This window comes from Bradyrhizobium neotropicale (assembly GCF_001641695.1).
Lineage (GTDB): Bacteria > Pseudomonadota > Alphaproteobacteria > Rhizobiales > Xanthobacteraceae > Bradyrhizobium > Bradyrhizobium neotropicale.
The window spans coordinates 55,767-82,130 of the sequence record NZ_LSEF01000089.1 but is presented as its reverse complement, the minus strand read 5'-3'; the positions used below and the strand labels follow the sequence as shown (position 1 = coordinate 82,130).

Annotated in this window: 28 protein-coding genes, 1 tRNA gene and 2 pseudogenes; 20 read left to right on the top strand and 11 right to left on the bottom strand. The window is 66.0% G+C overall.

The genetic code is table 11. The features are described 5' to 3' along the window. Nucleotides 1-26: 26 nt before the first annotated feature. Nucleotides 27-668, bottom strand: a complete 642-nt coding sequence (locus AXW67_RS28495; RefSeq protein ID WP_063680560.1) for a TetR/AcrR family transcriptional regulator — start codon at nucleotides 666-668, stop codon at nucleotides 27-29. 89 nt (nucleotides 669-757) lie between these two features. Between AXW67_RS28495 and AXW67_RS28490 the strand changes: the two genes are divergently transcribed. The 14 genes and pseudogenes from AXW67_RS28490 to AXW67_RS28430 all read left to right on the top strand — a co-directional run bounded on the left by AXW67_RS28490 (nucleotide 758) and on the right by AXW67_RS28430 (nucleotide 10,312). Continuing rightward, nucleotides 758-1,696: an SDR family oxidoreductase gene (locus AXW67_RS28490; protein WP_063680559.1), complete on the top strand. Its 939-nt coding sequence runs from the start codon at nucleotides 758-760 to the stop codon at nucleotides 1,694-1,696. Between the two features lie 17 nt (nucleotides 1,697-1,713). Then, nucleotides 1,714-2,373 carry an NAD(P)H-binding protein gene (locus AXW67_RS28485; protein ID WP_063680558.1) on the top strand — a complete coding sequence of 220 codons (660 nt, stop codon included), beginning with the start codon at nucleotides 1,714-1,716 and terminating at the stop codon, nucleotides 2,371-2,373. 82 nt (nucleotides 2,374-2,455) lie between these two features. After that, the gene (locus AXW67_RS28480; RefSeq protein ID WP_063680557.1) at nucleotides 2,456-2,905 is read left to right on the top strand and encodes a DUF2948 family protein; all 450 of its coding nucleotides are present in this window, start codon (nucleotides 2,456-2,458) and stop codon (nucleotides 2,903-2,905) included. Between the two features lie 136 nt (nucleotides 2,906-3,041). Then, a complete protein-coding gene (gene hisD / locus AXW67_RS28475; protein WP_063680556.1) occupies nucleotides 3,042-4,337 on the top strand; it encodes a histidinol dehydrogenase in 1,296 nt (431 codons plus the stop codon). After that, nucleotides 4,334-4,831: a UPF0262 family protein gene (locus AXW67_RS28470; protein ID WP_063680555.1), complete on the top strand. Its 498-nt coding sequence runs from the start codon at nucleotides 4,334-4,336 to the stop codon at nucleotides 4,829-4,831. Before hisD ends, AXW67_RS28470 begins: the two co-directional genes overlap by 4 nt. A 5-nt stretch (nucleotides 4,832-4,836) precedes the next feature. Beyond that, a complete protein-coding gene (locus AXW67_RS28465) occupies nucleotides 4,837-5,304 on the top strand; it encodes an arsenate-mycothiol transferase ArsC (protein ID WP_027552237.1) in 468 nt (155 codons plus the stop codon). 176 nt (nucleotides 5,305-5,480) lie between these two features. Next, nucleotides 5,481-5,736, top strand: a pseudogene (locus AXW67_RS44420) (Maf family protein); the annotation flags it as partial. Between the two features lies 1 nt (nucleotide 5,737). After that, a partial coding sequence (locus AXW67_RS44415) for a Maf family protein (RefSeq protein ID WP_245315759.1) occupies nucleotides 5,738-6,113 on the top strand: 376 nt, incomplete at its 5' end. Between the two features lie 167 nt (nucleotides 6,114-6,280). Next, nucleotides 6,281-6,463, top strand: a complete 183-nt coding sequence (gene yacG, locus AXW67_RS28455; protein WP_063680553.1) for a DNA gyrase inhibitor YacG — start codon at nucleotides 6,281-6,283, stop codon at nucleotides 6,461-6,463. Between the two features lie 186 nt (nucleotides 6,464-6,649). Further along, nucleotides 6,650-6,725: transfer RNA gene (locus tag AXW67_RS28450), tRNA-Phe, on the top strand. A gap of 207 nt (nucleotides 6,726-6,932) precedes the next feature. After that, nucleotides 6,933-7,424 (top strand): hypothetical protein, encoded by a 492-nt coding sequence (locus AXW67_RS28445; RefSeq protein ID WP_082908089.1) that lies wholly within the window; start codon nucleotides 6,933-6,935, stop codon nucleotides 7,422-7,424. A 166-nt stretch (nucleotides 7,425-7,590) separates the two neighbouring features. After that, nucleotides 7,591-8,298: an FABP family protein gene (locus AXW67_RS28440; RefSeq protein WP_063680551.1), complete on the top strand. Its 708-nt coding sequence runs from the start codon at nucleotides 7,591-7,593 to the stop codon at nucleotides 8,296-8,298. 21 nt (nucleotides 8,299-8,319) lie between these two features. Continuing rightward, nucleotides 8,320-9,030, top strand: coding sequence for a RibD family protein (locus AXW67_RS28435; RefSeq protein ID WP_063680550.1), 711 nt, complete (start codon nucleotides 8,320-8,322; stop codon nucleotides 9,028-9,030). Nucleotides 9,031-9,040: 10 nt separating this feature from the next. After that, nucleotides 9,041-10,312, top strand: a complete 1,272-nt coding sequence (locus AXW67_RS28430) for a flavin monoamine oxidase family protein (RefSeq protein ID WP_063680549.1) — start codon at nucleotides 9,041-9,043, stop codon at nucleotides 10,310-10,312. A gap of 240 nt (nucleotides 10,313-10,552) precedes the next feature. Here AXW67_RS28430 and AXW67_RS28425 read toward each other — a convergent pair whose 3' ends face one another. The 3 genes from AXW67_RS28425 to AXW67_RS28415 form a co-directional block, all read right to left on the bottom strand. Next, on the bottom strand, nucleotides 10,553-10,876 hold the full coding sequence (locus tag AXW67_RS28425; RefSeq protein ID WP_063680548.1) for a hypothetical protein: 324 nt from the start codon (nucleotides 10,874-10,876) through the stop codon (nucleotides 10,553-10,555). Nucleotides 10,877-11,039: 163 nt separating this feature from the next. Next, nucleotides 11,040-11,615: a cysteine hydrolase family protein gene (locus AXW67_RS28420; protein WP_063680547.1), complete on the bottom strand. Its 576-nt coding sequence runs from the start codon at nucleotides 11,613-11,615 to the stop codon at nucleotides 11,040-11,042. 171 nt (nucleotides 11,616-11,786) lie between these two features. Continuing rightward, nucleotides 11,787-12,134 carry a DUF3088 domain-containing protein gene (locus tag AXW67_RS28415; protein WP_063680546.1) on the bottom strand — a complete coding sequence of 116 codons (348 nt, stop codon included), beginning with the start codon at nucleotides 12,132-12,134 and terminating at the stop codon, nucleotides 11,787-11,789. Nucleotides 12,135-12,245: 111 nt separating this feature from the next. On the opposite strand from AXW67_RS28415, the gene AXW67_RS28410 reads away from it, so the two are divergent. Further along, on the top strand, nucleotides 12,246-14,102 hold the full coding sequence (locus AXW67_RS28410) for an AMP-dependent synthetase/ligase (RefSeq protein WP_082908074.1): 1,857 nt from the start codon (nucleotides 12,246-12,248) through the stop codon (nucleotides 14,100-14,102). On the opposite strand, the gene AXW67_RS28405 is transcribed toward AXW67_RS28410, so the two are convergent. The 6 genes from AXW67_RS28405 to AXW67_RS28380 form a co-directional block, all read right to left on the bottom strand. Then, the gene (locus AXW67_RS28405) at nucleotides 14,095-14,685 is read right to left on the bottom strand and encodes a hypothetical protein (protein WP_063680545.1); all 591 of its coding nucleotides are present in this window, start codon (nucleotides 14,683-14,685) and stop codon (nucleotides 14,095-14,097) included. The two genes, AXW67_RS28410 and AXW67_RS28405, sit on opposite strands and share 8 nt — an antisense overlap. A gap of 227 nt (nucleotides 14,686-14,912) precedes the next feature. After that, on the bottom strand, nucleotides 14,913-15,656 hold the full coding sequence (locus AXW67_RS28400) for a CoA transferase (RefSeq protein WP_027552276.1): 744 nt from the start codon (nucleotides 15,654-15,656) through the stop codon (nucleotides 14,913-14,915). Between the two features lie 4 nt (nucleotides 15,657-15,660). Next, nucleotides 15,661-16,479 (bottom strand): CoA transferase subunit A, encoded by an 819-nt coding sequence (locus tag AXW67_RS28395; protein ID WP_063680544.1) that lies wholly within the window; start codon nucleotides 16,477-16,479, stop codon nucleotides 15,661-15,663. 33 nt (nucleotides 16,480-16,512) lie between these two features. Beyond that, entirely contained in the window at nucleotides 16,513-17,826 is a 1,314-nt protein-coding gene (locus tag AXW67_RS28390) for a tetratricopeptide repeat protein (RefSeq protein WP_063680543.1), read from the bottom strand. 15 nt (nucleotides 17,827-17,841) lie between these two features. Next, nucleotides 17,842-18,852, bottom strand: a complete 1,011-nt coding sequence (locus AXW67_RS28385) for an aldo/keto reductase (protein WP_063680542.1) — start codon at nucleotides 18,850-18,852, stop codon at nucleotides 17,842-17,844. Nucleotides 18,853-19,104: 252 nt separating this feature from the next. Further along, complete coding sequence (locus AXW67_RS28380; protein WP_063680665.1) at nucleotides 19,105-19,530, bottom strand: PaaI family thioesterase; 426 nt, start codon at nucleotides 19,528-19,530, stop codon at nucleotides 19,105-19,107. A gap of 70 nt (nucleotides 19,531-19,600) precedes the next feature. Here AXW67_RS28380 and AXW67_RS28375 point away from each other — a divergent pair, with 70 nt between their 5' ends. Beyond that, on the top strand, nucleotides 19,601-20,227 hold the full coding sequence (locus AXW67_RS28375; protein WP_035684759.1) for an NUDIX hydrolase: 627 nt from the start codon (nucleotides 19,601-19,603) through the stop codon (nucleotides 20,225-20,227). A gap of 55 nt (nucleotides 20,228-20,282) precedes the next feature. Then, nucleotides 20,283-21,500 (top strand): hypothetical protein, encoded by a 1,218-nt coding sequence (locus AXW67_RS28370; protein ID WP_063680541.1) that lies wholly within the window; start codon nucleotides 20,283-20,285, stop codon nucleotides 21,498-21,500. A gap of 117 nt (nucleotides 21,501-21,617) precedes the next feature. On the opposite strand, the gene AXW67_RS28365 is transcribed toward AXW67_RS28370, so the two are convergent. Continuing rightward, entirely contained in the window at nucleotides 21,618-21,938 is a 321-nt protein-coding gene (locus AXW67_RS28365; protein WP_082908073.1) for a hypothetical protein, read from the bottom strand. Nucleotides 21,939-22,131: 193 nt separating this feature from the next. Between AXW67_RS28365 and AXW67_RS28360 the strand changes: the two genes are divergently transcribed. The 3 genes and pseudogenes from AXW67_RS28360 to AXW67_RS28350 form a co-directional block, all read left to right on the top strand. After that, complete coding sequence (locus tag AXW67_RS28360; protein ID WP_063680539.1) at nucleotides 22,132-22,611, top strand: hypothetical protein; 480 nt, start codon at nucleotides 22,132-22,134, stop codon at nucleotides 22,609-22,611. A 565-nt stretch (nucleotides 22,612-23,176) separates the two neighbouring features. Further along, nucleotides 23,177-24,124, top strand: coding sequence for a TAXI family TRAP transporter solute-binding subunit (locus tag AXW67_RS28355; RefSeq protein WP_027552285.1), 948 nt, complete (start codon nucleotides 23,177-23,179; stop codon nucleotides 24,122-24,124). Between the two features lie 161 nt (nucleotides 24,125-24,285). Next, a pseudogene (locus AXW67_RS28350) lies at nucleotides 24,286-26,359 on the top strand (TRAP transporter permease); the annotation flags it as partial. Nucleotides 26,360-26,364: the final 5 nt, after the last annotated feature.

Below are 26,364 nucleotides of genomic sequence, written 5' to 3'. Positions count from 1 at the left end.
CTCCCCCTCCAGGGGAGGGTGACACCTCACTTCAAGATCCCCCTGATCGCATCGAACGTCCGCTTCACGAAGACCTCCGGCTTCTCGCGCGCGCCTTCGCCGATCCAGCTTTCGCCGCCGACGCGCATCGCGCCGGTGGCGATCATCGCGACGAGCCGCGCCTTCAGCCGGTCCGATTTTCGGCCGGAACGCCGGGCGAGCCCCTCGGCCAATGCGCGCTCGAGCTTCTCGTATTTGAGCTGGTCGCGCGCCTGAAGCGCGGGGTTGTCGCGCTTGAGCCGCGACATCGCGGCTGCTTCAGCCGGATCGACCCGCTTGACCACTGCCGCGATCGCGTTCTCCGCCGCGGTCAGCATGGATTCCTCGATAGGCCTCGCGATGATCGCGTCGACCAGTGCGGTCGCTGCGTCCTCCTGCCAGGCGGCGACCACGTCCTCCTTCGAGGCGAAATAGTGGAAGAAGCTGCGGCGCGATACCTCGGCGGCAGCCGCGATGTCGTCGATCGTGGTGGCCTCGAAGCCGCGCTCCAGGAACATCGCCATCGCCGCGCGGGTCAGCCGCTCGCGGGTCTGCTCGCGCTTGCGCTGCCGCAGGCCCGAGGTGGCCGCGGATTTGCTTCCTGAAGTCAATGGCTTGGCGCGTCGGCGCACGCCCTTGGATGCCTTCAAACTATTTCACCTCTTGCAAATTTGCACCAAGTGCACATTTAGCCGTTCGCGGGGGCACTTCCACCCCCTTCAAAGCCTGGAGATATGGCATGACCGACTGGACCACGGCAGACATTCCCTCCCTCAGCGGCAAGACCGCCGTCATTACCGGGGCCACGGGCGGTCTCGGCTACGAGACGGCACTGGCGCTGGCGGGCGCCGGTGCCATCGTCATACTCGCTGGGCGCAGCGACGCAAAGGGCCTGCGGGCGATCGAGGCCATCTGCAACCGCTTTCCCGATGCGCTGATCGCCTATGAGCCTCTCGACCTCGCAAGCCTCGCCTCCGTCGCCGACTTTGCAAGGCGCTTTGCCGCCAGCCACGAACAGCTCGACCTCCTGATCAACAATGCCGGCGTGATGGCGCTGCCGAGGCGGCAGGAGACGACGGACGGTTTCGAGATGCAGCTCGGCACCAACTATCTCGGCCACTATGCCCTGACCGCGCACCTTTTGCCGCTACTGCGCCGCGCCAAGGTGCCGCGTGTCGTCAATCTCTCCAGCCTCGCGCACCGCTCCGGCGCGATCAATTTCGACGATCTGCAGAGCAAGCGCTCCTATCGTCCCTGGCGCGCCTATTGCCAGTCCAAGCTCGCGATGCTGATGTTTTCGCTCGAACTGCAGCGCCGCAGCGATGCGGCCTGCTGGGGCTTGCGCAGCATTGCCGCGCATCCCGGCTACGCGCGTACCGATCTCATTGCGAATGGCCCGGGCGCCGACACCCTCCAGTGGCGCGTCGGCCGGCTGCTGCAGCCTTTCATCAGCCAGTCCGCCGCGGAAGGCGCGTTGCCCACGCTCCTTGCCGCGACCTCGGCGGCTGTTGAGGCCGGCGGCTATTACGGTCCGAACGGGTTCTATGAATTGAAGGGCGCGCCAGCGCCTGCGAAGATCATGCCGCAGGCGAAGGACTTTGCGGCCCGAGCCAGGCTGTGGGATGTTTCGGCCACCCTGACCGGGGTATCCTTCAACGAGATCGCGGCCGCAGCTTGAACTGCTGAGATATCCTGATGAAGGTCATCATCTTCGGCGCGACCGGCATGGTCGGGCAGGGCGTGTTGCGCGAATGCCTGATCGATGGCGGCATCGCGCGCGTGCTCGTGGTCGGACGCAGCCCGACCGGCGTGCGCAACGCCAAGCTCACCGAAATCGTCCACCAGAATTTTCTGGACTATGCGGACATCGCGCCGCAGCTCGAAGGCTTCGATGCCTGCTTCTTCTGCCTCGGCGTCTCCTCGATCGGCATGAGCGAGGAGCGCTATCGCCATCTCACCTATGACATCACGCTTGCGGCGGCGACGACGCTCGCACGGCTCAATCCGCAGATGACGTTCGCCTATGTCACCGGCGCCGGCACCGATTCCACGGAGCACGGCGCGCGGATGTGGGCGCGCATCAAGGGCAAGACCGAGAACGATCTGCTCAAGCTGCCGTTCAAGGCCGCCTACATGTTCCGGCCCGCCGCGATCCAGCCGCTGCACGGCGCGCGCTCCAAGACGGCCTGGGTGCAAGCCGTCTACACCGTGACCGGGCCGCTCTGGTCGGTGCTGCGCCGCCTCGCACCCAGCTACGTGACCTCGACCGAGCAGGTCGGTCGCGCCATGATCCGGGTCGCCCGGGAGGGTTATCCGCGGAACGTGCTGGAGATGGTCGATATCAATGGCCTCTAGCCCGCCGGCCGGGTAGCTTGCGCGGAAATCTTGGCGCTCCCGCGCGTTGAGCTGATTCCGCGTCGAAGGAGAGGTGCCGGCGATGTCTCCCCAACTCAAGATGATCGCGCTCGACGCCGACGATCTCGCCGTGATCTCGACCCAGGTGCAGGATGCCCGCGTGCAGACCGCCGACATCATCTGGCGGCAGGGCGAGAAGCGGCTGGTGGTCGGCATGAGCCGGCTCGACTGGGAGCAGACGCTGGACGGCGAGGCCGAGCCGCGCCGGCTGGTCGCGGCGCTCCGCTTCGACCGCGTGCTCGCCTGCAAGTCGCGCAACATCGATCTCGCCGCGCCGGAGACGGTTCTGGACCTCATCGGCATCGAGTTTCATCCCCGGGACGGCCGCGCCGACGAGCCCAGCGGCAGTGCCTTGCTCCTGTTCGCCGATGGCGGCGCCATCCGTCTCGATGTCGAGTGCCTGGAATGCGAGCTGACCGATTTGGGGGCGGATGTGCTCGGGACCGGGCCGGGGATCGCGGGGGAGGGGTGAAACCGGCGCTCGGCGGTATACCAGCGACATCCCTGAAGGGGTGACCAAGGGTTGACGCCGCTTCCCCGCCGCGCCATTGAGCAGGGGACCGGGTGAGCCGATCCGCCCCAAAAGACCAGCCAGAAGCCACGCCAAAATGCCCGTTCGTCTCGACCGCAGCAGCGCCGATTTTGACCAGCGATTTGCGGCCTTCCTCGCCGCCAAGCGCGAAGTCTCGGCCGATGTCGAAGCCGCCGCGCGCGCCATCGTCGACGACGTGGCGAAACGCGGCGATGCCGCCCTGATCGAGGCGACGGCAAAGTTCGACCGCCTGACGCTGGCTGCATCCGCACTTCGCGTCTCCGCGGCCGAGATCGAGGCCGCGGTCAAGGTCTGCGATGCCACAACCCTGGATGCGCTGAAACTCGCGCGCGACCGCATCGAGACCTACCATAGCCGCCAGCTCCCGAAGGACGAGCGCTTCACCGATCCGCTCGGCGTCGAGCTCGGCTGGCGCTACAGCGCGATCGAATCCGCCGGCCTTTACGTGCCCGGCGGCACCGCGGCCTATCCGTCCTCGGTGCTGATGAACGCGGTGCCCGCAAAAGTTGCCGGCGTCGCGCGGCTCGTGATGGTGGTGCCGGCGCCGGACGGCAGGCTCAACCCGCTGGTGCTGGCGGCGGCCCGGCTCGGCGGTGTCAGCGAGATCTATCGCGTCGGCGGCGCGCAGGCGGTGGCTGCGCTCGCCTACGGCACCGCGACGATCGCGCCGGTCGCCAAGATCGTCGGCCCCGGCAATGCCTATGTCGCCGCCGCCAAGCGGCTGGTGTTCGGCAAGGTCGGCATCGACATGATCGCCGGTCCCTCCGAGGTGCTGGTCATCGCCGACGACACCGGCAATGCCGACTGGATCGCCGCCGACCTCCTGGCGCAGGCCGAGCACGATGCCAGCGCGCAGTCGATCCTGATCACCGATTCCGCGCGCCTCGCCGCCGATGTCGAAGCCGCTGTGGCTGCGCAGCTGAAGACGCTGCCGCGCGCCGCGATCGCCAGCGCCTCGTGGCAAGATTTCGGCGCCATCATCGTGGTGAAGAATCTCAACGACGCCATCCCGCTCGCGGATGCGATCGCCGCAGAGCATCTCGAGATCATGACGACGGATCCCGATGCGCTCGCCGCCAAGATCCGCAACGCCGGCGCGGTGTTCCTCGGCGCGCATACGCCGGAGGCGATCGGCGACTATGTCGGCGGCTCCAACCACGTGCTGCCGACCGCGCGCTCGGCGCGATTCTCCTCGGGGCTGTCGGTGCATGATTTCATGAAGCGCACCTCGATTCTGAAATGCGGCCCGGATCAGCTCCGTGCGCTGGGTCCGGCCGCGATGACGCTCGGCAAGGCGGAGGGGCTGGACGCCCATTCGCGCTCGGTTGGATTGCGCCTCAATCTGTCATGACCAGCTCGCCCGAACAGGACGACTCCAACAATCGCATCGTCGCGGTCACCCTCGACGAGGACTCGATCGGCCGTTCCGGGCCCGACATCGAGCACGAGCGGGCGATCGCGATCTACGATCTGATCGAGCAGAACCTGTTCGCGCCTGATGGCGCGGATGGGCAGGGGCCGTTCACGCTGCATATCGGCATCACCGGCAGCCGGCTGATGTTCGACATCCGCAAAGAGGACGGCGCGCCCGTGGTCGCGCATCTGTTGTCGCTGACGCCGTTCCGGCGGATCGTGAAGGACTATTTCATGATCTGCGACAGCTACTACCAGGCGATCCGCACGGCGACGCCGGACAAGATCGAAGCCATCGACATGGGCCGCCGCGGCATCCATGACGAAGGTTCGCGCACGCTCCAGGAGCGGCTGAAGGGCAAGGTGCGGGTCGACTTCGAGACCTCGCGCCGGCTGTTCACGCTCATTACTGTCTTGCACTGGAAGGGCTAAGTGCGATGGCGGGTCCGCCACGCGCACGCGATCCGCAATCGGTGCTGTTCGCCTGCGCGATGAACAGCGTGCGCTCGCCGATGGCCGAGAGCCTGCTGCGGCACATGTTTCCGCAAGGCCTCTACGTCAAATCCGCCGGCGCCAGGAAGGGCGAGCTCGATCCGTTCGCCGTCACCGTGATGGCCGAGCTCGGGCAGGACATCTCCACCCACAGGCCGCAGACCTTCGAGGAGCTGGAGGATTGGGAGGGGCTCAACTTCGATCTCATCATCACGCTGTCGCCGGAGGCGCATCACAAGGCGCTGGATCTGACCCGAACGCTCGCTGCCGACGTCGAATACTGGCCGACGCAGGACCCCACCACCACCGAGGGCAGCCGCGACCAGAAGCTCGCGGCCTATCGCGAGGTCTGCGACCAGCTCCTGCTGCGCATCCGCCGCCGCTTTGCGAAGGCGGGCGCGGCGAGCGGGTAACTCTCGCGCCCCGTCCGGAACCCCGAGCCCCGTAACACCCCCGTCACAGAGCGCAGGCACACGCATCATGGCACCACCGAATCGCTTAAGTCCGGGTTCCCGGGTTGTGAAATCAGCCCCCTTCCGATAGGTTCCGCGCGCAATTCACCCCCTGCTTCGCCCCCTCAAATCACCTGATGCTTGGCCGCCCCAAATTCGTTCTTGCCTCCGGTTCGCCGCGACGCCTGTCGCTGCTCAACCAGGCCGGCATTGAGCCGGACGCGCTCAGGCCCGCCGACGTCGACGAGACGCCGAAGCGGGGCGAGCTGCCGCGCGCCTGCGCCAACCGCCTGGCGCGGGCCAAGGCCGATGCGGCGCTGAAGTCGGTGCAGCTCGACGACGAGCTGCGCGGCGCCTTCATCCTCTCGGCCGACACGGTGGTGGCGGTCGGCCNCCGCCGCATCCTGCCCAAGGCCAACCTCGTGGACGAAGCCGCGCAGTGCCTGCGGCTGCTGTCGGGCCGCAACCACCGCGTCTACACCGCAATCACCCTGGTGACGCCGCGCGAGGCCTTCCGCCAGCGTCTGGTCGAGACCCGCGTCCGCTTCAAGCGCCTCTCGGAGGACGACATCCAGGCCTATATCGGCTCCGGCGAATGGCGCGGCAAAGCCGGCGGCTACGCCGTGCAGGGCATCGCCGGGTCCTTCGTTGTGAAGATGGTCGGCTCCTACACCAACGTCGTCGGCCTGCCGCTCTACGAGACCACCGCGCTGCTCGGCGGCGAGGGCTTCCCGATCCGCTTCGGCTGGCTCAACGCCGCCGGCGTGTGAGCACGAAGGCGGCGCCGGCCGCGCGCCGACAAAAATCTCGAAAACAACCCCATGCAAAGTAGAGTAGTCCCCGTGGAACCCTGGCGGCGACGCGTGCGCGTCCACTGGCGGAACCCGTTTGCCGACAGGCTCTTGAACTGCCTAACCTCGTGTAAGCTGCCCCGATCATGGACGACCACGTCAAAAAGCCCGCCAACCCGAAGCGAAAATGCCCGATCTGCGGCAAGCCCGCCGAGCATGCCACCCGTCCGTTCTGCTCCTCGCGCTGCCGCGACGTCGACCTGAACCGCTGGCTGAAGGGCTCCTACGTCATCCCCGGCCGCGATGACGAGACGGATGACGTCGAATAGTAATGTCTTATCAAGCTGTTACGTGAAGTCTGGTCCATCGTCATCCGCACCCGCCGAGCCCCGCCTCATCTTGTGCACAGCTGGGCCGCGCCCGGCGAAGCCTCTTGGCGAAGCCGGGTGGACAGGCCGCTCCGAGCCCACTATAAACCGCCCGCTCGATGGGCCTTGGCCCCTCTCTTGGAGCACGCCCAGGTAGCTCAGTTGGTAGAGCATGCGACTGAAAATCGCAGTGTCGGTGGTTCGATTCCGCCCCTGGGCACCATCCAGCCTGATGGCGCTTTCCTGAAAATCGCTTGCTGAAGTCTGGATGCTCGGCCGAAGCGGGCCAATTGATTCCGCCGTCAAGCTTCCGAATCTGACCGACAGTCATGTCTGGTTGTGAGAGGCGGTAGCTCAACTTTCATGGGAGCGTGATACCTTCCGTTCCGGGATGGACATTGGCCGTCCCCGCATTTGGGAGGACATGGCTATGAGGCTTTCGTCGCTCTTCTTCGCGAGCCCAGCGGTCGCAATCGCATCGCTCGCACTGCTGCTGTGTGGCCTGGGCGGCGCGGCAATGTCTCAACCGACACCCGCCGACACCCAGCTTCCCGGCGTCACGGTCGACGCGCCGAAACAAGTGGCGAGGCCTTACAGGCCGACGCGTCATATGGCAGCCCACAGCACCGTCTCTCGCACGTCGCCAACCATCTCGACCGCTTCGGCGGCGCCAATGTCGGATGCCGCGAAGCTTGCCAAGCTCGAACACGAAACGGGCAGTTGCGTCGGCGGTTGCCAATCGAGCTTCAAGACGGGCAATAAGCCCTGGGTCGGTTGCAACGCTTCGGGTGGCGTGTACTCGTTCACTTGCCGAAACGTCGGCAACTACAAGACCTACGACGAGTGCAAGGAAGCCGGACGGATCACCGGTTGGCGATCCGGTGAGACTATGGCGTATTGCAGCAGCCTGGCGTTGAAGTAGTAAACATCGCGTCCAGAGCTGACGAGGCCTGCATGCCGGCGTGGCCTGGATGAGCGACTTGCGCTGAACGGATCGCCAGTGCCCACCCGGTTTGTGAGGCGCGTTTGAATCCACATAGCCTGCTCTTGTGCTATTGCTACTCCCGCACCCCCCGCGAGGCCGCCCCATGCTTCCCATCCCAGCCGACATCTTCACCGAGCCCGACGACGTCTCCCCCGATGGTCTCGCCAATCTCGGACCGCTCCGCCGTCTCGCCGGGGTCTGGCAGGCGGACAAGGGCATCGACATCAATCCGAAGGCCGAGGGGCCGGAGCGGCGGACCTTCATCGAGCACATCCGGATGGATCCGATCGATCCGCAGGCCAACGGGCCGCAGCTCTTCTATGGGCTGCGCTATCACATCCACATCAACACACCCGAGGAAGACATCACTTTCCACGACCAGGTCGGCTATTGGCTGTGGGAGCCCGCGACCGGGCTGATCATGCAGACGCTCGCCATTCCGCGCGGGCAGGTGCTGCTTGCGTCGGGCAAGGCTCAGCCGGATGACAAGAAGATCTCGGTTACGGCGAAGCGCGGCGAGACGGCTTACGGGATCTGCTCGACCGATTTCCTGGAACAAGCCTTCCGCACCGACAGTTATCGTTGTGATATCACTTTCAACGATGATGGAAGCTGGACCTACCTGATTCAGACCGAGCTTTTCGTGAGAGGCGCGCCGTTCAATCACCGCGACACCAATACGCTCAAGCTGGTCGCGCCGCCGAAGCTCAATCCGCTGGCGGTGATCGTGAACGATCGCGCCAAAGGTGATCGCGCCAAAGGTGATCGCGCCAAGGGTGATCGCGCCAAGGGTGGCGGACCGGCGGCCTGAGAGAGCATCCCGGAGTTTTGCATGAAACCGCATGTCATCTGCCTGATGACCACGAGCGTCGACGGCCGCACGCATCACAGCCGCTGGCGGCCGAAGGGCGCGGGGGCGGAGTGGTTCGAGCGGATCCATGACGAGCTCGGCGGCGATGCCTGGCTGATCGGGCGCGTCACCGGCTCGGAGTTTGCCAAGGGCAGGCCGTATCCCACCACGACGAGCGAGACGTTTCCGCGCGAAAACTGGTTCGCGCGGCGCGATGCGAGCGCCTATGGCGTCGTGCTCGACGCGCACGGCAAGATCGGCTGGGGCCGCTCGGACATCGGCGGCGATCCGATCGTCGTGGTGCTGACCGAGAGTGTGTCGGATGCGCATCTCGCCGGCCTGCGCGGCGAAGGCGTATCCTACATCTTTGCCGGAAAGTCGGAGATTGACCTGGCGCTGACACTGGAAATTCTCAATCGCGAGCTCGGCGTGAAGCGACTGCTGCTCGAGGGCGGCGGCGCGGCCAATGGCGCGTTCCTGCGCGCAGGGCTGATCGACGAGCTCAACTTGATCCTGTGTCCCGCGGTGGATGGCGCGAGGGGCGCGCCGATCGTGTTCGACTCAGGCGAAGCCGAGAGCGATGAGCGCGCGCCCGTCACCGCGATGACGCTGGAGAGCACGCGGCCGCTCGGCGGCGGCGTCCTGCTGCTGCGCTATCTCATCCAGAATGACCCGCAGGCCGTGGGCAAGTAAAAGCGCCGGCATGTCACGCAAATCATCAGAGCACATTGTCATCGTCGGCGCCGGCGCGGCCGGTCTGATGGCCGCGCGCGAGCTCGCGCGCGCGGGGACGCGCGTGACGATTTTGGAGGCACGCGAGCGCTGCGGCGGGCGCATCCATCCGCTGTCCTCATCAGAGTTCGGCTACGCCGCCGACGGCGGCGCCGAATTCGTCCACGGCGAGGCGCCGGTCACGCGCGGCCTTGCGCGCGAGGCGAATCTGTCGCTCGAGGAGATCGAAGGCGCACAATGGATTTTCGATGGCAAAACGCTCGCGCGCGAGGAGCTGGATCCGCATGAGGCGAAGCTTCATGGCGTGCTGAAGGAGCTGAAGGACGATCTTTCCGTCGCCGACTTCCTGCGCCGCCATTTTGCGGGAGGCGAATACGAGCGGCTGCGCCATGACATTGCGTTGATGGTCGAGGGCTATGACGCCGCCGACCCCGAGCGTGCCTCTACGCTGGCGCTGCGCGACGAATGGATGGACGGCGGGCACAGCCCGCTGGCGCGGATCATCGGCAGCTATGGCGGCCTCGTCGCCTATCTCGCGGCCGAGTGCCGCAGGCATGGCGTTGCGATTCGCTTCGGCTCGGTCGTCTCGGCGATCGAGGAGACTGGCGGCACGGTGAGCGTTCGCTGCGCCGACGGCGAGGCGTACGCCTGCGACAGGGTTATCCTCACCGTGCCGCTTCCGCTGTTGGCAAAAATCGCGCTTCCGCAAGCTGCGCGCGACAAGGCTGCAGTCGCCGCCGATATCGGCTTCGGCAACGTGATCAAGATTTTGCTGCGTTTCGAGCGGCCATGGTGGCTCGACTGGAAGGAGGATCTCGGCGAGCTCACCTTCCTGCTGTCGGACGAGACGATCCCGGTGTGGTGGACGCAACGTCCCTCGAAGTGTCCGGTGCTCACCGGCTGGTTCGGCGGCCCGAGGACGGCGGAATTGTCCCGCCTCGATCCGCAGGCGCTGATCGCGGCCGGGCTGGATTCGCTCGCCGCCATCTTCGGCCTGCCACGCAAGGATATCGAACGCGGCCTTGTGGCGGCGACCGCGACCAACTGGGCGCACGATCCCTTCGCGCGCGGCGCCTATTCCTGGGCGACGCCGCAGACGCGCGAGGCGCAATCGATCCTTGAGCGCGCGGATGGTCCTGTCCTGTTCTCCGGCGAAGCGCTCTATCGCGGCCGCGACATGGGAACGGTCGAAGCGGCACTGGCGAGCGGGCTTGAGACGGCGAAGATGATTTTGCGGGGATAGGCCTGTCGCATTTGGAGAGGAACTTGGGAAGCAGCTTCATAGCGGGCCATCCTTCGAGACGCCTGCCTTTGGCGGGCTCCTCAGGATGAGGTCTTGTTTCGCGGTACGATCTTTGACCCTCATGGTGAGGAGCGCCGCCTTCCGGCGCGTCTCCCGGACGATGCTTTCGCAACGCCTAGAGAACCATGAGGCCGAGTGCGTTCGCCAGGAAAAAGGCCCGCATCTTTGCGGGCCTTTCGTCTAGTAGCGATAGCCGCCGGAGCCGAAGCTGAACGTCACGCCGGGACCGCCACCGCCGTAATAGCCGTAGGGCCCGCCGCCATAATAGCTATGCCGCGGATAATAGCCGTAGCTGCGATAGTATGGACGATAGTGGCCGTGATGACCCCAGTGATGATGATGGTGGCGGTGTCCGCGCCAGTGATGCCGGTGTTGCGCGCTGATGTCGGTCGATGGGCTACCTTGCGCGTTCTGCGCCGCCTTTCCGTTGTTGGCCGCGTGAGCCGCGGATCCGCCGGCAAGTGCCGCAGCACCGACAGCCATCGCGACAAGGAGATACTTCATGTCATCACTCCAGTTGAGATTACCGTGTGATAACAGAAGTGCGTCCGCGACGTTCCGGCGTCGAAACGACGCAGATCTCAGTTTGATCAACGCGTGTGAATGATCGCGTGTCGCGCGATCTATTGTCGCATGACGCCGTATCTGCCTCGCAATCGCCGCGGTGTCATGCCGTGGCAAGCATCGCGACAACTTCATCCGTTGTGACGATGCGGGCAAACTCGTCGTTGAGGTTCGACAGCGTCATCGCATGGATCGCCTCGGCCGAATGCGCGTCGCCATCGGGCCCGAGCCGATCGAACGTCCATGTCGCATCACGCACGAGGTCGGTGTCGAAGCCGAGATTGCCGGCCATCCGCGTCGTCGTCTCGACGCAATGATTGGTCGTGGCGCCGCAAATGACGAGGGTGGTGATGCCGGCTGCGCGCAGCCGGCTCTCGAGGTCGGTGCCGATGAAGGCGCTGTTGACGCGCTTGATGATCACCGGCTCACCCGGCGCTTCGCGCGCCTCGTCCTTGACCTTGTGGCCGGAGCTTGTCGGCAGAAACGACGATGTCGGCCGCGTGCCCTCGTGGCGGATGTGGAAGATCGGCGCGCCGCTCGCCCTGAACGCCTTGAGCAGATATGCAATCCGGGCCACCGCATCCGGATTGTTGCGCCGCTTCCCCGCAGCCTCCCATTCATCAAACGCGCGCTGGACGTCGACGACGATGAGGGCGGTGAGCGAGGGCAGGCGGATCATGGGGGTAGCTTTCCGGGTCTTGGTGGGGAGTATGCGAGGTTGCGACCGGTGCAGACAAGGCCGATTTTTCCCTCGTTTCGAGACGGGCCGCCGGATGGCGAGAGTGAGCTGAGTGGCGACCTCATGCTCGCAATGGCGTGTTGATGCAGCCACCGCGCACGCGGCACCCCCTCACGGATGCGGATCGGGGAAGCTGTGGCGTTCGGACAGTGCGGCGAGGATCGCGTCCTTGTCGGCGATGAAGGCGCGGCCGCGATGCTGGCCGGTCTGGTGCGGTGACGTCGCCCCAATCGCGAGCACCAGGAGCGGCAGCGACTGGTTTTCTTCGCCGACGAGCTCAATCACGGCCTGCCGCGGTCGCGGCCATGCGATGCGCTCGACGTCGAGCCTTCCGGCGAGCGCCGGAAACGAGGCCAGCACGCCCTCGATCAGTGCGCAATGCCAGCAATAGAAGCGCCGGCCCGGAAAGGCCGGGTCCTCGAAATCGGGGCGCAGCAGAAACAGACGGTCACGCGTCATGGGCCGCTCCGAAACATGGCCGCCTTGCTGAGGATCAAGGTGGGACTGGCTGGCCGACCTAACCTCAAGGCAGTAAATCTTTCCGGGAATCGATCGCTGCGGGAGGACGCCATGCCGGAGCCCATCAGTCAACCGCCGATCAGTCGACCGCAGGCTGCGCCTCGCACGCTCGCCGAGGTGGGGACGCTGCCAGAGCTCCTGCGCTGGCGGATCGCTCTGACGCCGGCGGCGGAGGCCTATTGGCATTTCGACAACGCCGCGAGGCGCTGGGTCAGCCAGTCCTGGCAGGAGATCGATGCGGAGCTCGAGCGCTGGCGGCGGGCGCTCGCGGCGGAGGGCTTGGCGGCAGGCGAACGCGTCGCGATCCTGATGCCGAACGGGATTGCGCATATCGCGATGGACCAGGCGGCGCTGTCGCGTGGCCTCGTGCCGGTGCCGATGCACGCCGTCGACAACCCAGACAGCATCGCCTACATCCTCGCCGATTCCGGTGCGCTTCTGCTGTTCGTGGACACGCTGGCGCGCTGGCAGGCGATCGTGGCCGCCGGCCAGCCGCTCGACACTCTCAAGCGCATCATCTGTGCCGATGCGCCGGGTCTTGCGGCAAACGAGGCGCGCATCGTCGCGCTCGACCACTGGCTCGATGCGGCACCAGGCGCGGCCGCGCCGATGCCGGACGTCGCGGTCAATCCGGACGATCTCGCCGCCATCGTCTACACGTCAGGCACGACCGGGCGGCCGAAAGGGGTGATGCTGTCGCACGACAACATCGTCGCCAATGTGAAGGCGATCGCCGGGCGTATTGCCGCTCACCCGGACGATGTCTTCCTGTCCTTCCTGCCGCTCTCGCATACGTTCGAGCGGACCGGCGGCTACTACTATCCGATCGCGGCCGGCGCCTGCGTCGCCTATGCGCGCTCGGTGCCGCTGCTGTCGGAGGATCTGAAGCGCGTCCGCCCCACGGTGCTGAATTCGGTACCGCGGATCTATGAGCGCATCTACGCGCTGATCATGCAGCATCGCGCTGCGGCAGGCGGCATCGAACGCGCGCTGCTCGATCTCACGCTTGCCGTCGGCGGCCGGCGTTTCGATGCGCGGCAGGGGCGCGCCTCGCTCTCGCTGTTCGACCGCCTAGCCTGGCCGCTCCTGAAGCGGCTCGTGGTCGACAAGGTGCTGGCGCAGCTCGGCGGCCGCTTGCGGGTCGCCGTCTCCGGCGGCGCGCCGATCGCCGAGCCCGTCATCCGCCTGTTCCTGTCGCTCGGGCTCGACATCCTCCAGGGCTACGGCATGACCGAGACCTCGCCGGTGGTCAGCGTCAACACGGTCGAGGACAACGACCCGCGCTCGGTCGGCCGCGTGCTCGACGGCATCGAGGTCAGGCTCGGCGAGCGTGATGAGCTGCTCGTTCGCGGACGGAGCGTGATGCTCGGCTATTGGCACAAGCCGGAGGAGACGCGCCGCGTCAAGGAGGCCGATGGCTGGCTGCACACCGGCGACCAGGCGCGGATCGACAACGGGCGCATCACCATCACCGGCCGCATCAAGGACATCCTGGTCACCTCCACCGGCGAGAAGATCGCGCCGGTGGATCTGGAGACCGCGATCCTCGCCGATCCCCTGTTCGAGCAGGCGATGGTGATCGGCGAGCAGCGGCCGTTCCTCACCGCGCTGGTCGTGCTCAACGCCGAGGCCTGGGAGCAGGAGCGCGCGCGGATTGCGACGAGCGGCAAGCAGGGCGAAGCGGCCGAGCGCGCCGATCTGCTCGCGCGGATCGCTGTTGCGGTGAAGGCCTATCCGTCCTACGCGACGCCGCGTGCGGTGTGGTGGACGCTCGAGCCCTGGACCATCGCCGCCGGACTTCTCACGCCGACCCTGAAGAACAAGCGACCCGCGCTCGAACATCGCTTCAAAGCCGAGATCGAGCGGATCTATGCGAAGAAGCCGGCGACGGCGCGGAATATTACTTGAACGGATCCTGGATCGACGGCGACGACTGCCGGATCCGGCGCACGCTCACCGGCGTGCCGTCGGAGACGAACAGCAGCTCGTATTTGCGGCCCTCGCTGTCGGTCGCCGAGCAGGTGATGTCGGAGACTTTCTTGGCGGCGAAATTGCCGGTCTGGCGGCAGATTCCCGTGGAGGCCTGCTCGGCCGGCACCGGCAGGCCGTCGACCTTGGGCCGGTGCTTGGAGTTGAGCAACATGCGGTCGATCGGCAGCTCGTAGGAATTGTCGTCGGCGCGCTTGCCGTTCTCGCCGGAGAACGACACCACATGGCTGTCATCGCTGGGATCGTCGATCGCGACGGCGAAATTGACCCGGCCCTTGTCGCCATGGGCGTACGCCACCGTCTTGCAGGCGAAGGTGCGGCCCGCGATCTTCAACGTCTTGCACTTGCCCGACATCAGCGCCAGGAGGTCGATCAGAGCGTTCTGCTGCGCCGGCGGGTTGTTGACTGCAATCGGGGTGGAAGACTCGGCAAAACAGGGACTGGCGAAAGCCAGGAAAGCAGGCACGAGGGTCGCGGCGAGAACCGGTCGGCGGAGGCGCATCGTCAGGCTCGCATGCCAAGAGACCAGAGAGGCGGAGACCAGTGGAGCGGGCAGATTCCGTCCACCAACCATCGAACCCCGAATTGGTTGCGATCCCGTTCGTTCTACGATGCCAGACTGCAATACCACCGCGCCACCCGTCGGCGATTCGCTAGATCGCCCAACCCGTCCCAAGCCGGCACATGCCGCCAAGCCCATGTTTTTTTCGTGGCAGAGGCGGGCAGGGGTCACGCAGCCTGCTTCATCGTTCGCGCGAAGGCCGGATAAGTCTCGGCAAGGTCATCGAGAATTCGTCCGCGCAGCAGCGCCAGCGTTGCGGGATCGGGCCGCGGCGTCTCCCGAACCACCTCCGGCTCCGCATAGGAAAAGCCGGTGTTGTCCCTGATGTCGGCCGGGGTGAAGGGCGGATGCACCGAGCGCAGGGCAAAGCCGCCCGCCTCGCGGTCGAAATCGAACAGCGCCATGTTGGTCAGCAGCGCGTAGGGGCCGCCGCGGCGCGGGACCTCCGGCGTGATCGCCCGCGCGCTGACGAAATCGACCTTGGGCACGAACACGCGCGGCGAATGCTCCTCGCGAAACAGGATCACACGCGGGATCAGGTGATAGAGATAGGCCGAGCCGAACGAGCCGGGCCAGCGCACGTCGGTTCGCGGATAGTCGCCGGTGCCGACCAGGTTGATGTTGCCCTCGCCGTCGATCTGGCCGCCGCCGAGGAAGAAGGCGTCGACGCGGCCCTGAGCGGCGCAGTCGAACAGCTCGATCCCGCCATTGGTGAAGAAGTTGTGCGCTTGCGATCCCAGGATCGAGATGCGCACCGGCGGCTTGCCGTCGCGTTCGTTGCGCGCGCGCAGCAGCATCGCTCCGGCCGCCGGGATCGGCGACGACGCGCCGACCGCGACGTGACGGATGCCGTCGAGCAGATCGGCGATGGTGGCGATCAGGATTTCGCGGCGCTCGCGTTCGGATGACATGGCGTCACGCCACCTGCTTGCGATGCGCCAGGAAGGTCGAGAGATAGGCCCGAAAACCCTCCTCGCTGCGCGCCATCGCTGCGTAGCGCGCGATCTCGGCCTCGTCGGCCGGATATTCGTCCCACAGCGCCAGCGGCCAGGCGCCGCGCGCAGCGACCGCGATGCTGTCGACATAGAGCGAGGGCAAGACGCCCGCGGCGGAGTCTTCCGTTTCCAGCAGATTGCGGTCGACGATGCGTTCTACGGTGACCAGCGTGCGCTTTGCGGCATAGGCCATGGTCGCGAGCTCGCGGAGGCGGCCGATCCTGACGTTGCCGGCACGGTCGGCCTCGGGTGCATGGAACAGCGCGACGTCGGGCGTGATCGCCGGCACGACGACGACCTTGCGCGCCTCGCCGACCGGACTGTCGATCACCTTCCAGTCGGGGCGCACCTCGAGCAGGTCGCTGCCGATGATCCCGGCGATCGGCATGAAGGGCACGCCGTGCTGCGCCGCCATGAGACCTGCGTGAATCGCGGGGCAGGTGGCATCGCGCAAGGTTAGGGAGCCGGCCCGGACGGCGGCGCCGAAGCGCGGCGCGCCACCCGCTTCGCCGAGCGAGATGGCGCTGGTCTCGAGCGTGGCGATCGCGCCGGCACCGATCAGGAGATCGGCCTGCATGCCGCTGATGGGGACGCAGACCAGATGGAGGTTGTCGACGCCGGCATCGATCAGCGCGGCGGTCGCGGCCATCGCGACGCCGGAGCGATCGACGGGAACGGCCAGCGTCAGCCCCGATGCAACGCGCGCGGCCAGCGCTTCCAGCGCAACGATCTCGGTCATGGGCGTCCTCCGGTCTGTTTTCGTTATCCTGCCTCAAGCCATCGCCGCCTGCCAGCGCGTATCGCGCAAGGAAGGGCGGCGGTGCAGGCGGGTGTCGAGCAGGGCGCGGGCGCGGGGGAGGTCGCCGCTGCGCATCAGCGCCACGATGAAAGTGTCCTCGATCAGCTCGCGCTGGGCGTGGCTGCCGCCGATGCGCACGACCTCGGCGATGACAGGCGCGAGCGTTTGCGCGCAGGTCCCATAGTCTTCGTCGGCAAAGGCCGTCATCGCGCGGCAGATCGTGGGCACCACGGGACCGGCGGGCAGCTTGCCGTCGGCGAGCCGCTGCTCGATCACGGCCAGCCGCGCGGCGAGCGCCTCGCGGTTCTGCGTCGCGGCTGCGAACAGCGCCATGTGGACGTCGGCGAACGGGATGCTCGATTTCGGGAACAGTTTTTGCGCGGCGGCGTCGGCCTCGGCCCAGAGTGCCTTTGGCACGTCGTGGCCGTAAGCCGCGAGCCGCCACAGCAGCGAGGCGCCGTCGGTGATCACATTGAGCGGCGGCGCCCGCGTCGCCTGCGGCTGCAGCACGTCGGCATAGATCGCAAGCGCGCGCGCCGCATCGCCACGCTCGAGCGCGCCGAGCGCCTGGTGCCAGCGGATATGGCCGTGCAAGATGCCGGCGCGGTCGTAAGTCGGAATCCACTCGTCGACGAGACGATCGGCCTCGTCGATCGAGCCGTCCTCGAACATCGCATGCAGCACGGCGTGCGCGGCATGGGCGTTCTGACGCCGCAACGCGAAGCCGCGCTCGGTGACGGGGCGGCCGCGCGCGACGTCGCCGTTCTCGGTCATGGCCCAGCCGTACAGGGTCAGGAACCACCAGTCCTCGCCATAATGCCTTGCGACGCGCTCGCACAGCTCCTGCCGAGCGCGGTCGTGATCGGCCATGCCGGAGAAGGCGAACAGGCCGAACGCGCCGAGCGGCAGCGACAGCACGACGGCATCGCGCGGCCAGCTCTCGATATGCTTCAACGTCGCCGCCAGCGCCTCGGGCGGCCGCCCCTCGACTGACAGCGCCAAGGTCTCGACATGCGAGCGCTCGCGCTCCGTCCCTCGCTTGGCTACGAGCGCGCGCGCTGCCGCCGCCTCCTGCCGTGCGAGATCGCCCTGCTGATAGAAGGCGTAGAGCCGCGCCCGCGCGATATGCGCCAGCGCGAAATCGGGGTCGGCTGCGATCGCGTGCTCCAGCGCCTCCGCCGCGCCGGTCCAGCCGGCGAGCATGAGGTCGACGCCCTCGCGATAGGCGGATGCCGCTTCATCCGAGCCGGTGGAGAGCGGCAGCCCGTAGCGATCCTCATGCGCCATCGTCGTCTCCCGCTTTCACGCCGTCCGTGCGCGCCGTCCTTCGATCGGATAGGCCGGATCGTTGTAGCCCGGCGTTGATGGATGGCCGGACGTCACCAGCGCGTCGATCAGCGCCTCGTCCTCGGCCGTGAAGCGATAGTCGAGCGCGCGGATATAGTCGTCCCACTGCTCCTCGGTGCGGGGGCCGGCGATGACGGAGCTGACGAAGGCGGAGTTCAGCACCCAGGCGACCGCGAACTGGCCGGCGGTGATGCCTTTCTTCTCGGCGTGGTTCTTGATCTGCTGCGCGAGCTGGAGCGATTCCGGCCGCCATTCGGTCTGCATCATACGGGTGTCGTTGCGGCCCGCGCGCGTCTCCTTGTCCGGTGCGGCGTCGGGCCGGTATTTGCCGGTGAGCACGCCGCGCGCCAGCGGGCTATAGGGCACGATGCCGAGGCCGTAATAGCCGCAGGCCGGGAAATGCTCGACCTCCGGCATGCGGTTCATCGCGTTGTAATAGGGCTGGCTCACCGCGGGCCGGTCGATGCCGAGCCGGTCGCAGATGTTGCAGATCTCGGCGACACGCCAGGCGCGGTAGTTCGAGACGCCGAAATAACGCACCTTGCCGGCGCGGATCAAATCGCCCATCGCGCGCACCGTCTCCTCCAGCGGCGTCGCATGGTCTTCCTTGTGCAGGTAGTAGATGTCGATGTGATCGGTGCCGAGCCGCCTCAGGCTTTCATCGGCCGCCTGCAACACCCAGCGCCGCGACAGTCCGACGCGATTGGGGTCCTTGCCCATGGGGTTGGCGAGTTTTGTGGCGAGCACCCAGGCATCGCGGTTGCTCGCGATCGCGCGTCCCACCACCTCTTCGGATGCGCCGTTCGAATAGGCATCCGCCGTGTCGATGAAGTTGATGCCGGCCTCGTGCGCTTTGGCGATGATCCGCCGCGAGTCCGCTTCATCCGTCGGCCCGCCGAACATCATCGTGCCGAGACAGATCGGCGACACTTTCAGGCCACTGCGGCCGAGCTGGCGATATTGCATGGGCTATTTCCTCAACGCTTGCGTTGGCGCCAGCATAACCATGCCGCTCCATCATTGCGAGCGCAGCGAAGCAATCCAGGAATGTCACCGCAGCAACGGTCTGGATTGCTTCGCTGCGCTCGCAATGACGAAGTATGGAAGCTCCCTTGCTTCCCCAACGTCGTCCCGGGCCTTCGCCGGGACGGCGGCGGAGTGTGTGGCGCGCAGCGCTGGCAGCCTCACCGTGAGGTGGGGGCGAAGCGAAACGGTCCGCTACTCCGGCCCTTTCAATATCTTGAACACACCGTTCGCCATCACGATGCAGCGGTTGTCCACCGTGACTTCGGTGTTCATGAAGATGAGGCTGCGCGTCGAGCGGACCACGCGGGGGCGGGAGATCAGGAGGTCGCCGATCTTGCCGGCCTCGACGAAATGCGTGTCGAGCTGCACCGTCGCCATGAATTCCTTGCCCGAGACGTAGCGGGCGGTCATGCCGCAGGTGCGGTCGGCGAAGGTCATCATCACGCCGCCCTGGACCATGCCGCGGCGGTTGTGGTGCTTGTCCTCGGTGGCCAGCGCGAATTCGTAATGGCCATCGACCTTGCGCTCCCAGAGCGGCCCGATCAGGTGCATGAAGCCCGTGGTCTCGAGGATGGTCCAGCCGTCCGATTTGAGCTTCGCGGCGGTCTTGTCGATCATCTGCTGGTCCATTCTTGCGCGGGCATCTGCCGTCATTTCATCAAGCGCGCTCCTGGTGTAGTCAAGCATCATGAGACCGTTCGACGATGCCACCAGGCGGAATATCGCGGCCGCCTGCGCAGCCTTCACGCGTCTGCCGGAGAATGCCGACCCGGCATCGCTCAAGCGCGCGGCGGTGGTGGTTGCGCTGACCGCGGCGCGCGACAGCGACGACACCGCCTTCCTGCTCACGAGGCGCGCATCACACCTGCGCGCGCATCGCGGGCAATGGGCGCTGCCAGGCGGACGCTGCGATGCCGGCGAGACGCCGGTTGAGGCGGCGCTGCGCGAGCTCGACGAGGAGCTGAACCTCAAGCTCGGGGCTGGCGAGGTGCTCGGCCAGCTCGACGACTATCCGACCCGCTCGGGCTATCTGATCACACCGGTCGTGGTCTGGGCCGCCGGCAGCGCCGCGATCAGGCCGAACCCCGATGAGGTCGCCTCCGTGCATCGCATCGCGCTCGCGACGATCGAGCGCGATGCTGCCTTCGACTTCGTCGCGATTCCCGAGAGCACGCGCCGTGTGATCCGCTTCCATCATCATGAGAGCCTGATCCACGCGCCGACCGCAGCCCTGATCTACCAGTTCCGCGAGGTGCTGGCAGGGCGCCAAACCCGCGTCAGCGACCTGGAACAGCCGGTATTCGCCTGGAAGTGACGATGGTAAACGCAGCGTTAACGTGACGGTTACCGGATGCTTGCTACAAGGGCGCATGCATCACATCCCGATTCGACGTGTCCTGAGGCTGGTTCCATTCGCGCTCGTCCTGCTTGCGCCCGCGGCGCCCGCCCAGGATTCTGCCGCGCTGCCGCCCGCCGTCAGCAATGCCAAAGCCCAGCTATTGTCGCAGTTTTTTGCGCAAGGCGGGGCGTCGTCTGCCGTGCTCGAATATCGCCGCAAGCTGCAGGAGTATCAGGAGGCGCGCGCCGCCTTTGATGCCGAGGCCGGCGCTTATTGGAGCCAGATCGCGGAGAAGCGGCGCACCCGCAACGCCAAGCGCCGGAGCGGGCAGCAGGTCACGCTCGACGATTATGTGCTGGAGCATCCGCCGCTCTATAACGGGCCGAAGCGGCCGGTGAACCCGGAGCCGGAGGAAACGCCGGAGCGTCCCGCCCGAAAGCCGATTCCCGTGGTCGCCGATCTCCTTCGCGCGGCGCAGGAGCAATATCAGTTCACGCCACAGCGTCCGACCTCCGAGGTCGAGTTCAAGCGCGTCTATGCGCGCTACGCGCTCGCTTCAGGGCTTACGCGCGAGCAGGCCGTGCGGGTCTATTCGTTCGAGACCGGCGGCACCGGCAGTTACGACGTGCAGGCGGGAATCGAGCATGGCGGCAAGCGCGCGATCTCGACCGCGATTGGCTACAACCAGTTGCTGACGACCAACAGCGTCGAGCTGCTGGCCGAGCAGGGCCACGAATTCATCCGTGCGCTCGGTGAGAAGGTGACGCAGACCTCGGGGCCGGCGCGCAAGTCGCTCGAGTACAAGCTCGCCGTGCTGAAGCGCATGGTGGCGCATGCGAAGTCGGTGCCCGACACCTGGTCGGAGCACGAGAAGATCGGCAACACCGCGCAGGGCTGGGCCATGCATGCGATGGTGCTCGACATCGACGTCGGCCCGATGCTGCAGACTCACAAGCTGCTGACGTCGGTGCTGTTCGCCCGCGCCAAGGGCTATAATCGCCAGCTCTCCGCCGCCGAGCTCGAGATGATGAACCTCACCGGCGATGGCACCGGGCTCGACATGGTGACCATGCCGCAGGCGATGCGCGAGCAGGTGCCGACCTCGAATTTCTTCCAGCGCGGCGGCTATGAGCGCAATCCGGTCGCGATCCGCCACAACACTGTGGCGAAGCTGCTCGCGGTGACGGATGCGCGGATGGACAGCAACAGCAGCAATGGTGGCGCGCGGGAGCTGGCGGGGGCGTTTTAGGCAGGTGCCGTAGGGTGGGCAAAGCGAAGCGTGCCCACCATTTTTCAGATCGGAATGCGCTGATAGATGGTGGGCACGGCGCTGGTGCGCCTTTGCCCACCCTACGGCAGCGAGGGTCTACTGATCCGGCCCGAACTTGAACTTGCCGTCGCCCTCGAGATACGGGCCGGTGCGCATGTAGAGCTGGCCGTTGTGGCCGATGAAGAACAGCGTGCCCTTCGGCACCTTCTTGGCGCCCTTCAGGAGCTCGCCGGCATTGCTGGTGCCCATCCTGTAGGAAAAGGTCTTGCCGTCCTTGTCATAGGCATAGCCCATGTCGGGCTTCAGCTCCCACGGCGTCGCCGCGGCCTGCGCGAAAGCCGGCGCTGTGAACGCGCCGAGCACCGCTGCGATTGCAAATGTCTTCGTTGCGAATGTCTTCGTTGAAAATGCCATCATCCATCCTCCCCTTAATCGGGGCTAGCAGGCTTGAACAAATCACGAACGGCGTTTTCGGGTCAATCTGCGATCTCCACCGCGGCGCATCACGTCTTGTCCAGCAGTTTGTGATTTTCCCTTCGTCCCCGCGCGACTATGTTCCGCTTTCAGTCTAGAACGCAACTCGACAAAAAGATTGGTGGGGGTGATTCGAATGCGTCACGTCATGAAAATTTGTTCGGCCGCTGCGCTGTCGCTGGTGACGTCCGAGCCGGCCGCCTGGGCCGACGATTTCCAGCTCAGCCACAACCAGAGGATTTCCTGCAGCCGTGGCCTTGCCCCGGGCAAGCTCAACACCGCGACCTGCAGGTCCTACACTTATCTCTTCAATACCAGGACCTCGGAATATTTCCGCTGCCAGGTCTCGCTCGCGCTGACCCGCGACAACAAGGAAGTGATCAACGTGCAGACCGACGGCGGCTGCACCAAAAAGCAGCGCATCTTCGAGACCGACGGACATTACGATTTCGACGCGACCGAGACCGAGCCGCCGAACACCAACTCGTTCTTCGGTCCTGGCGGCTATTCGGTCTGGGCCGCCGACGTCACCACGCAGAAGGTCCGCGGCTGCATCATCATCTCCTCCGGCCTCGGCTCCGACATCTCCAAGTGCCTGGATATGACCTTCCAGTGACGGTGCACTCCCTCCCCCGCTTGCGGGCAGGGCTATCGCATATGCCCTGGTGGCGCGCGCTCGGCCTTCATGGTTCGAGACGCGCCGTAAGGCGGCGCTCCTCACCATGAGGGTCTAAGATCTTGCCGCAAAAAGACCTCATCCTGAGGAGCCGCCAAAAGCGGGCGTCTCGAAGGATGGGCCGCAAGGAGGCTGCCTGCCAAACTCTCTCTCATATGCGATTGCCCTGCGCTTGCGGGGGAGGGTTGGGGAGAGGGTGCATCCGCAATGAGACAATCCCCAAGCGGAGGAAGCCCTCACCCGGCGCTTCGCCATCGCGGAGACTTTGCCTCGGCGTCTCTGCCTCTCCCGCAAGCGGGAGACGTCGCGCCGAACCAGTGGCGCGAGTGAGTGATCCTCACGTGAGCTGGCCTGATCTAGCTGCGCCACGTCGCCGCACCTGCCGGGTTCCACCAAGGTCGAGCCAAAACAGCCGCTTCCCGCAGCCCTGTTTTGCCTTTTGGATGGGTTGACCCGCTTCCCTCGTCCGGCCAATTTCCCGCCCGGTTTGGGGAGTTCAGAAATCATGAAATTGAAGTTTTTCGGCGTTGCCGCGGCTCTTGCTCTGGCGGCGTCGGCACCTCGCGCGCATGCGCAGTCGTTCATCAACGTCCTGACCGGCGGCACCTCCGGCGTCTACTATCCGCTCGGGGTCGCGATCGGGAAGATCTACGGCGACAAGATTCCGAACGTGAAGACGCAGGTGCAGGCCACCAAGGCGTCGGTCGAAAACCTCATCCTGCTGCAGCAGGGCCGCGGCGAGCTGGCGTTCACGCTGGGTGACTCGCTGAAAGCGGCCTGGGAGGGCGAGGAGGAAGCCGGCTTCAAGAACAAGCTCGACAAGCTGCGCACCATCGGGGCGATCTATCCGAACTACATCCAGATCGTTGCGACCGCCGAGTCCGGCATCAAGACGTTGGCGGACCTCAAGGGCAAGAGCCTGTCGGTCGGCGCGCCGAAGTCCGGAACCGAGCTCAATTCGCGCGCGATCCTCGCCGCTGCCGGCATGACCTACAAGGATCTCGGCAAGGTCGAATATCTGCCGTTCGCCGAATCCGTCGACCTCATGAAGAACCGGCAGCTCGCTGCCACGCTGCAATCGGCCGGCCTCGGTGTTGCCTCGCTGAAGGATCTCTCGACCTCGAGCCCGATCACGGTCGTGGCGGTGCCGAAGGAGACCGTCGACAAGATCGGGCCGCCCTTCATCTCGGCGATCATTCCGGCCAACACCTATACCGGCCAGGACAAGGACGTGCCGACCGCGGCCGTGGTCAACTATCTCGTGACGAGCTCGGCGGTGTCTGACGATCTCGCCTATCAGATGACCAAGCTGATCTACGAGTCGCTCCCCGAGCTCGCCAACGCGCATGCCGCCGGCAAGGAGATCAAGCTCGAGACCGCCGCCAGCGGCAGCCCGGTTCCGCTGCATCCCGGTGCGATCCGCTATTACAAGGAAAAGGGGCTGATCAAGTAAGGCGCTTCATCCGTCGATGTCATGCCCGGGCTTGTCCCGGGCATCCACGGTCTTGGAGGCGCCGCAAGCCGTGGATGGCCGGGACAAGCACGGCCATGACGGTGTGGTGAGCGGAAGCTCAGTGTTATAAGCGCCACAGGTGATGGGCGCGGGGAACATCGATGTTGCAGGCAGAGGGCGAACAAGCGCCCATCAAGGTTGAATTCGACAATTTCGAGCATGGTTTTCCGGAAGGGTTCGGCCCGGGCTGGTGGGGCAATCTCGCCTACTGGATCGGCATCGCTTTCGCCTCGTTCCAGCTCTATGTCGCCGCCTTCAACTACCTGCCGAGCCAGGTGGTGCGCGGCGTCCATGTCGGCTTCCTCATCCTGCTCACCTTCGGCCTGATCGCCAACTTCACCGCCAAGAGCGATTTCAGTCGCGCGCTCGGCTGGCTTGTCGGCGGCGCCGGCTTCCTCTGCGGGCTCTACCAGTGGATCTTCTACGCCGACCTGATAGCGCGCGACGGTGATCCGACGCGGCTCGATCTCGCCGTCGGCACGCTGCTCGCGGTGCTGATCTTCGAGGGCACGCGGCGCCTGATGGGTGCGGCGCTGCCGCTGATGTGCGGCGCGTGTCTGGTCTACTGGTTCTTTGGCCAATATTTGCCGTCGCCGCTCAACCATCGCGGCTATGACTTCGACCAGATCATCACGCATCTGTCGTTCGGCACCGAAGGCTTTTACGGCGTGCCGATCTACGTCTCGGCGACCTACATCTTCCTGTTCATCCTGTTCGGCTCGTTCCTGGAGCGCGCCGGCATGATCCAGCTCTTTACGGATGTCTCGCTCGGCCTGTTCGGCCGCACCCGCGGCGGTCCAGCGAAAGTCGCGGTGTTCGCCTCGGGCATGATGGGCACGATCTCCGGCTCCGGCGTCGCCAACGTCGTCACCGTCGGCCAGTTCACGATCCCGCTGATGATCAAGTTCGGCTACCGCCGCGCCTTCGCGGCCGGCGTCGAAGCCACTGCGTCGATGGGCGGACAGATCATGCCGCCGGTGATGGGCGCGGTCGCCTTCATCATGGCGGAGACGCTCGGCGTCCAATACTCCGAGATCGTCAAAGCCGCTGCGATCCCAGCCATGCTCTATTTCGCCTCCGCGTTCTGGATGGTGCATCTGGAAGCCGGCAAGTATGGCCTTGTCGGCATGAAGCGCGCGGAGATCCCGAGCGCCTGGAAGGCGCTGGTGACGCGCTGGTATCTCGTGCTGCCGCTCGCCGCGCTCGTCTACATGCTGTTCGAAGGCTTTACGCCGCTCTATGCCGGCAGCATGGGCCTTGCGCTCACGGTGACGCTGATCCTCGGGGCCAGCATCACCGCCGGCGCCTCCTCCATGGTCATCCGCTACATCTTCTGGATCGGGCTCGCGCTCGTCGTCGCCGCGCTGTCGCGTGACGGCCTGCAGATCGTGCCGGTCGCGAGCGTCGTCGTCGGGCTGATCGTGATCACGGCGTTCGTGCGTGGCGGCCTCGCGGCGTTGCGCGCCTGCCGCGATGCGCTGGCCGAGAGTGCGAAATCCGCCATCACCGTCGGCATGGCCTGCGCCATCGTCGGCGTCATCATCGGCATGATGTCGCAGACCGGCGTCGGCACCATCTTCGGCAGCTGGGTGATCGGGCTCGGGGAGAAGAGCCTGTTCCTGGCGCTGATCATGACCATGCTGCTGTCGATCCTGCTCGGCACCGGCATCCCGACGATCCCGACCTACATCATCACCGCGGCGCTCGCCGCGCCCGCGCTCGCCAAGCTCGGCGTGCCGCTGATCGCGAGCCACATGTTCGCGTTCTACTACGGCATCATGGCCGACCTCTCGCCGCCGGTCGCGCTGGCCGCGCTTGCGGCGGCGCCGATCGCGAAGGAGAATCCGGACAAGATCGGCTGGGAAGCGATGCGCATCGCGCTCGCCGGCTACGTCATTCCCTTCATCTTCGTCTATTCGCCCGCCCTGATGCTGCAGGCCGGCGATCCCATGGCCGCGCAGCTCGGCTTCTACGGCGCGGTGGCGCTGGCGACCTTCAAGGCGCTGGTCGCGATCGGTCTGTTCGGCATGGTGGCGATCGGCTTCCTGTTCACGCGGCTGACGCTGGTCGAACGCGCGGCGGCGCTCGGCGCCGCGCTCTGCCTGCTCGGTGACTTCCCGTTCAGCGACACCGCGGGCTTCGTGCTCTCTGCGGCGCTCGTGCTGTGGCAGTGGCNGGCA

Coding starts and splice junctions, on each gene's coding strand:
- AXW67_RS28490 (WP_063680559.1), top strand. CDS start 758: ATGACCGACTGGACCACGGCAGACATTCCCTCCCTCAGCGGCAAGACC.
- AXW67_RS28485 (WP_063680558.1), top strand. CDS start 1,714: ATGAAGGTCATCATCTTCGGCGCGACCGGCATGGTCGGGCAGGGCGTG.
- AXW67_RS28480 (WP_063680557.1), top strand. CDS start 2,456: ATGTCTCCCCAACTCAAGATGATCGCGCTCGACGCCGACGATCTCGCC.
- hisD (WP_063680556.1), top strand. CDS start 3,042: ATGCCCGTTCGTCTCGACCGCAGCAGCGCCGATTTTGACCAGCGATTT.
- AXW67_RS28470 (WP_063680555.1), top strand. CDS start 4,334: ATGACCAGCTCGCCCGAACAGGACGACTCCAACAATCGCATCGTCGCG.
- AXW67_RS28465 (WP_027552237.1), top strand. CDS start 4,837: ATGGCGGGTCCGCCACGCGCACGCGATCCGCAATCGGTGCTGTTCGCC.
- yacG (WP_063680553.1), top strand. CDS start 6,281: ATGGACGACCACGTCAAAAAGCCCGCCAACCCGAAGCGAAAATGCCCG.
- AXW67_RS28445 (WP_082908089.1), top strand. CDS start 6,933: ATGAGGCTTTCGTCGCTCTTCTTCGCGAGCCCAGCGGTCGCAATCGCA.
- AXW67_RS28440 (WP_063680551.1), top strand. CDS start 7,591: ATGCTTCCCATCCCAGCCGACATCTTCACCGAGCCCGACGACGTCTCC.
- AXW67_RS28435 (WP_063680550.1), top strand. CDS start 8,320: ATGAAACCGCATGTCATCTGCCTGATGACCACGAGCGTCGACGGCCGC.
- AXW67_RS28430 (WP_063680549.1), top strand. CDS start 9,041: ATGTCACGCAAATCATCAGAGCACATTGTCATCGTCGGCGCCGGCGCG.
- AXW67_RS28425 (WP_063680548.1), bottom strand. CDS start 10,876: ATGAAGTATCTCCTTGTCGCGATGGCTGTCGGTGCTGCGGCACTTGCC.
- AXW67_RS28420 (WP_063680547.1), bottom strand. CDS start 11,615: ATGATCCGCCTGCCCTCGCTCACCGCCCTCATCGTCGTCGACGTCCAG.
- AXW67_RS28415 (WP_063680546.1), bottom strand. CDS start 12,134: ATGACGCGTGACCGTCTGTTTCTGCTGCGCCCCGATTTCGAGGACCCG.
- AXW67_RS28410 (WP_082908074.1), top strand. CDS start 12,246: ATGCCGGAGCCCATCAGTCAACCGCCGATCAGTCGACCGCAGGCTGCG.
- AXW67_RS28405 (WP_063680545.1), bottom strand. CDS start 14,685: ATGCGCCTCCGCCGACCGGTTCTCGCCGCGACCCTCGTGCCTGCTTTC.
- AXW67_RS28400 (WP_027552276.1), bottom strand. CDS start 15,656: ATGTCATCCGAACGCGAGCGCCGCGAAATCCTGATCGCCACCATCGCC.
- AXW67_RS28395 (WP_063680544.1), bottom strand. CDS start 16,479: ATGACCGAGATCGTTGCGCTGGAAGCGCTGGCCGCGCGCGTTGCATCG.
- AXW67_RS28390 (WP_063680543.1), bottom strand. CDS start 17,826: ATGGCGCATGAGGATCGCTACGGGCTGCCGCTCTCCACCGGCTCGGAT.
- AXW67_RS28385 (WP_063680542.1), bottom strand. CDS start 18,852: ATGCAATATCGCCAGCTCGGCCGCAGTGGCCTGAAAGTGTCGCCGATC.
- AXW67_RS28380 (WP_063680665.1), bottom strand. CDS start 19,530: ATGATCGACAAGACCGCCGCGAAGCTCAAATCGGACGGCTGGACCATC.
- AXW67_RS28375 (WP_035684759.1), top strand. CDS start 19,601: ATGAGACCGTTCGACGATGCCACCAGGCGGAATATCGCGGCCGCCTGC.
- AXW67_RS28370 (WP_063680541.1), top strand. CDS start 20,283: ATGCATCACATCCCGATTCGACGTGTCCTGAGGCTGGTTCCATTCGCG.
- AXW67_RS28365 (WP_082908073.1), bottom strand. CDS start 21,938: ATGATGGCATTTTCAACGAAGACATTCGCAACGAAGACATTTGCAATC.
- AXW67_RS28360 (WP_063680539.1), top strand. CDS start 22,132: ATGCGTCACGTCATGAAAATTTGTTCGGCCGCTGCGCTGTCGCTGGTG.
- AXW67_RS28355 (WP_027552285.1), top strand. CDS start 23,177: ATGAAATTGAAGTTTTTCGGCGTTGCCGCGGCTCTTGCTCTGGCGGCG.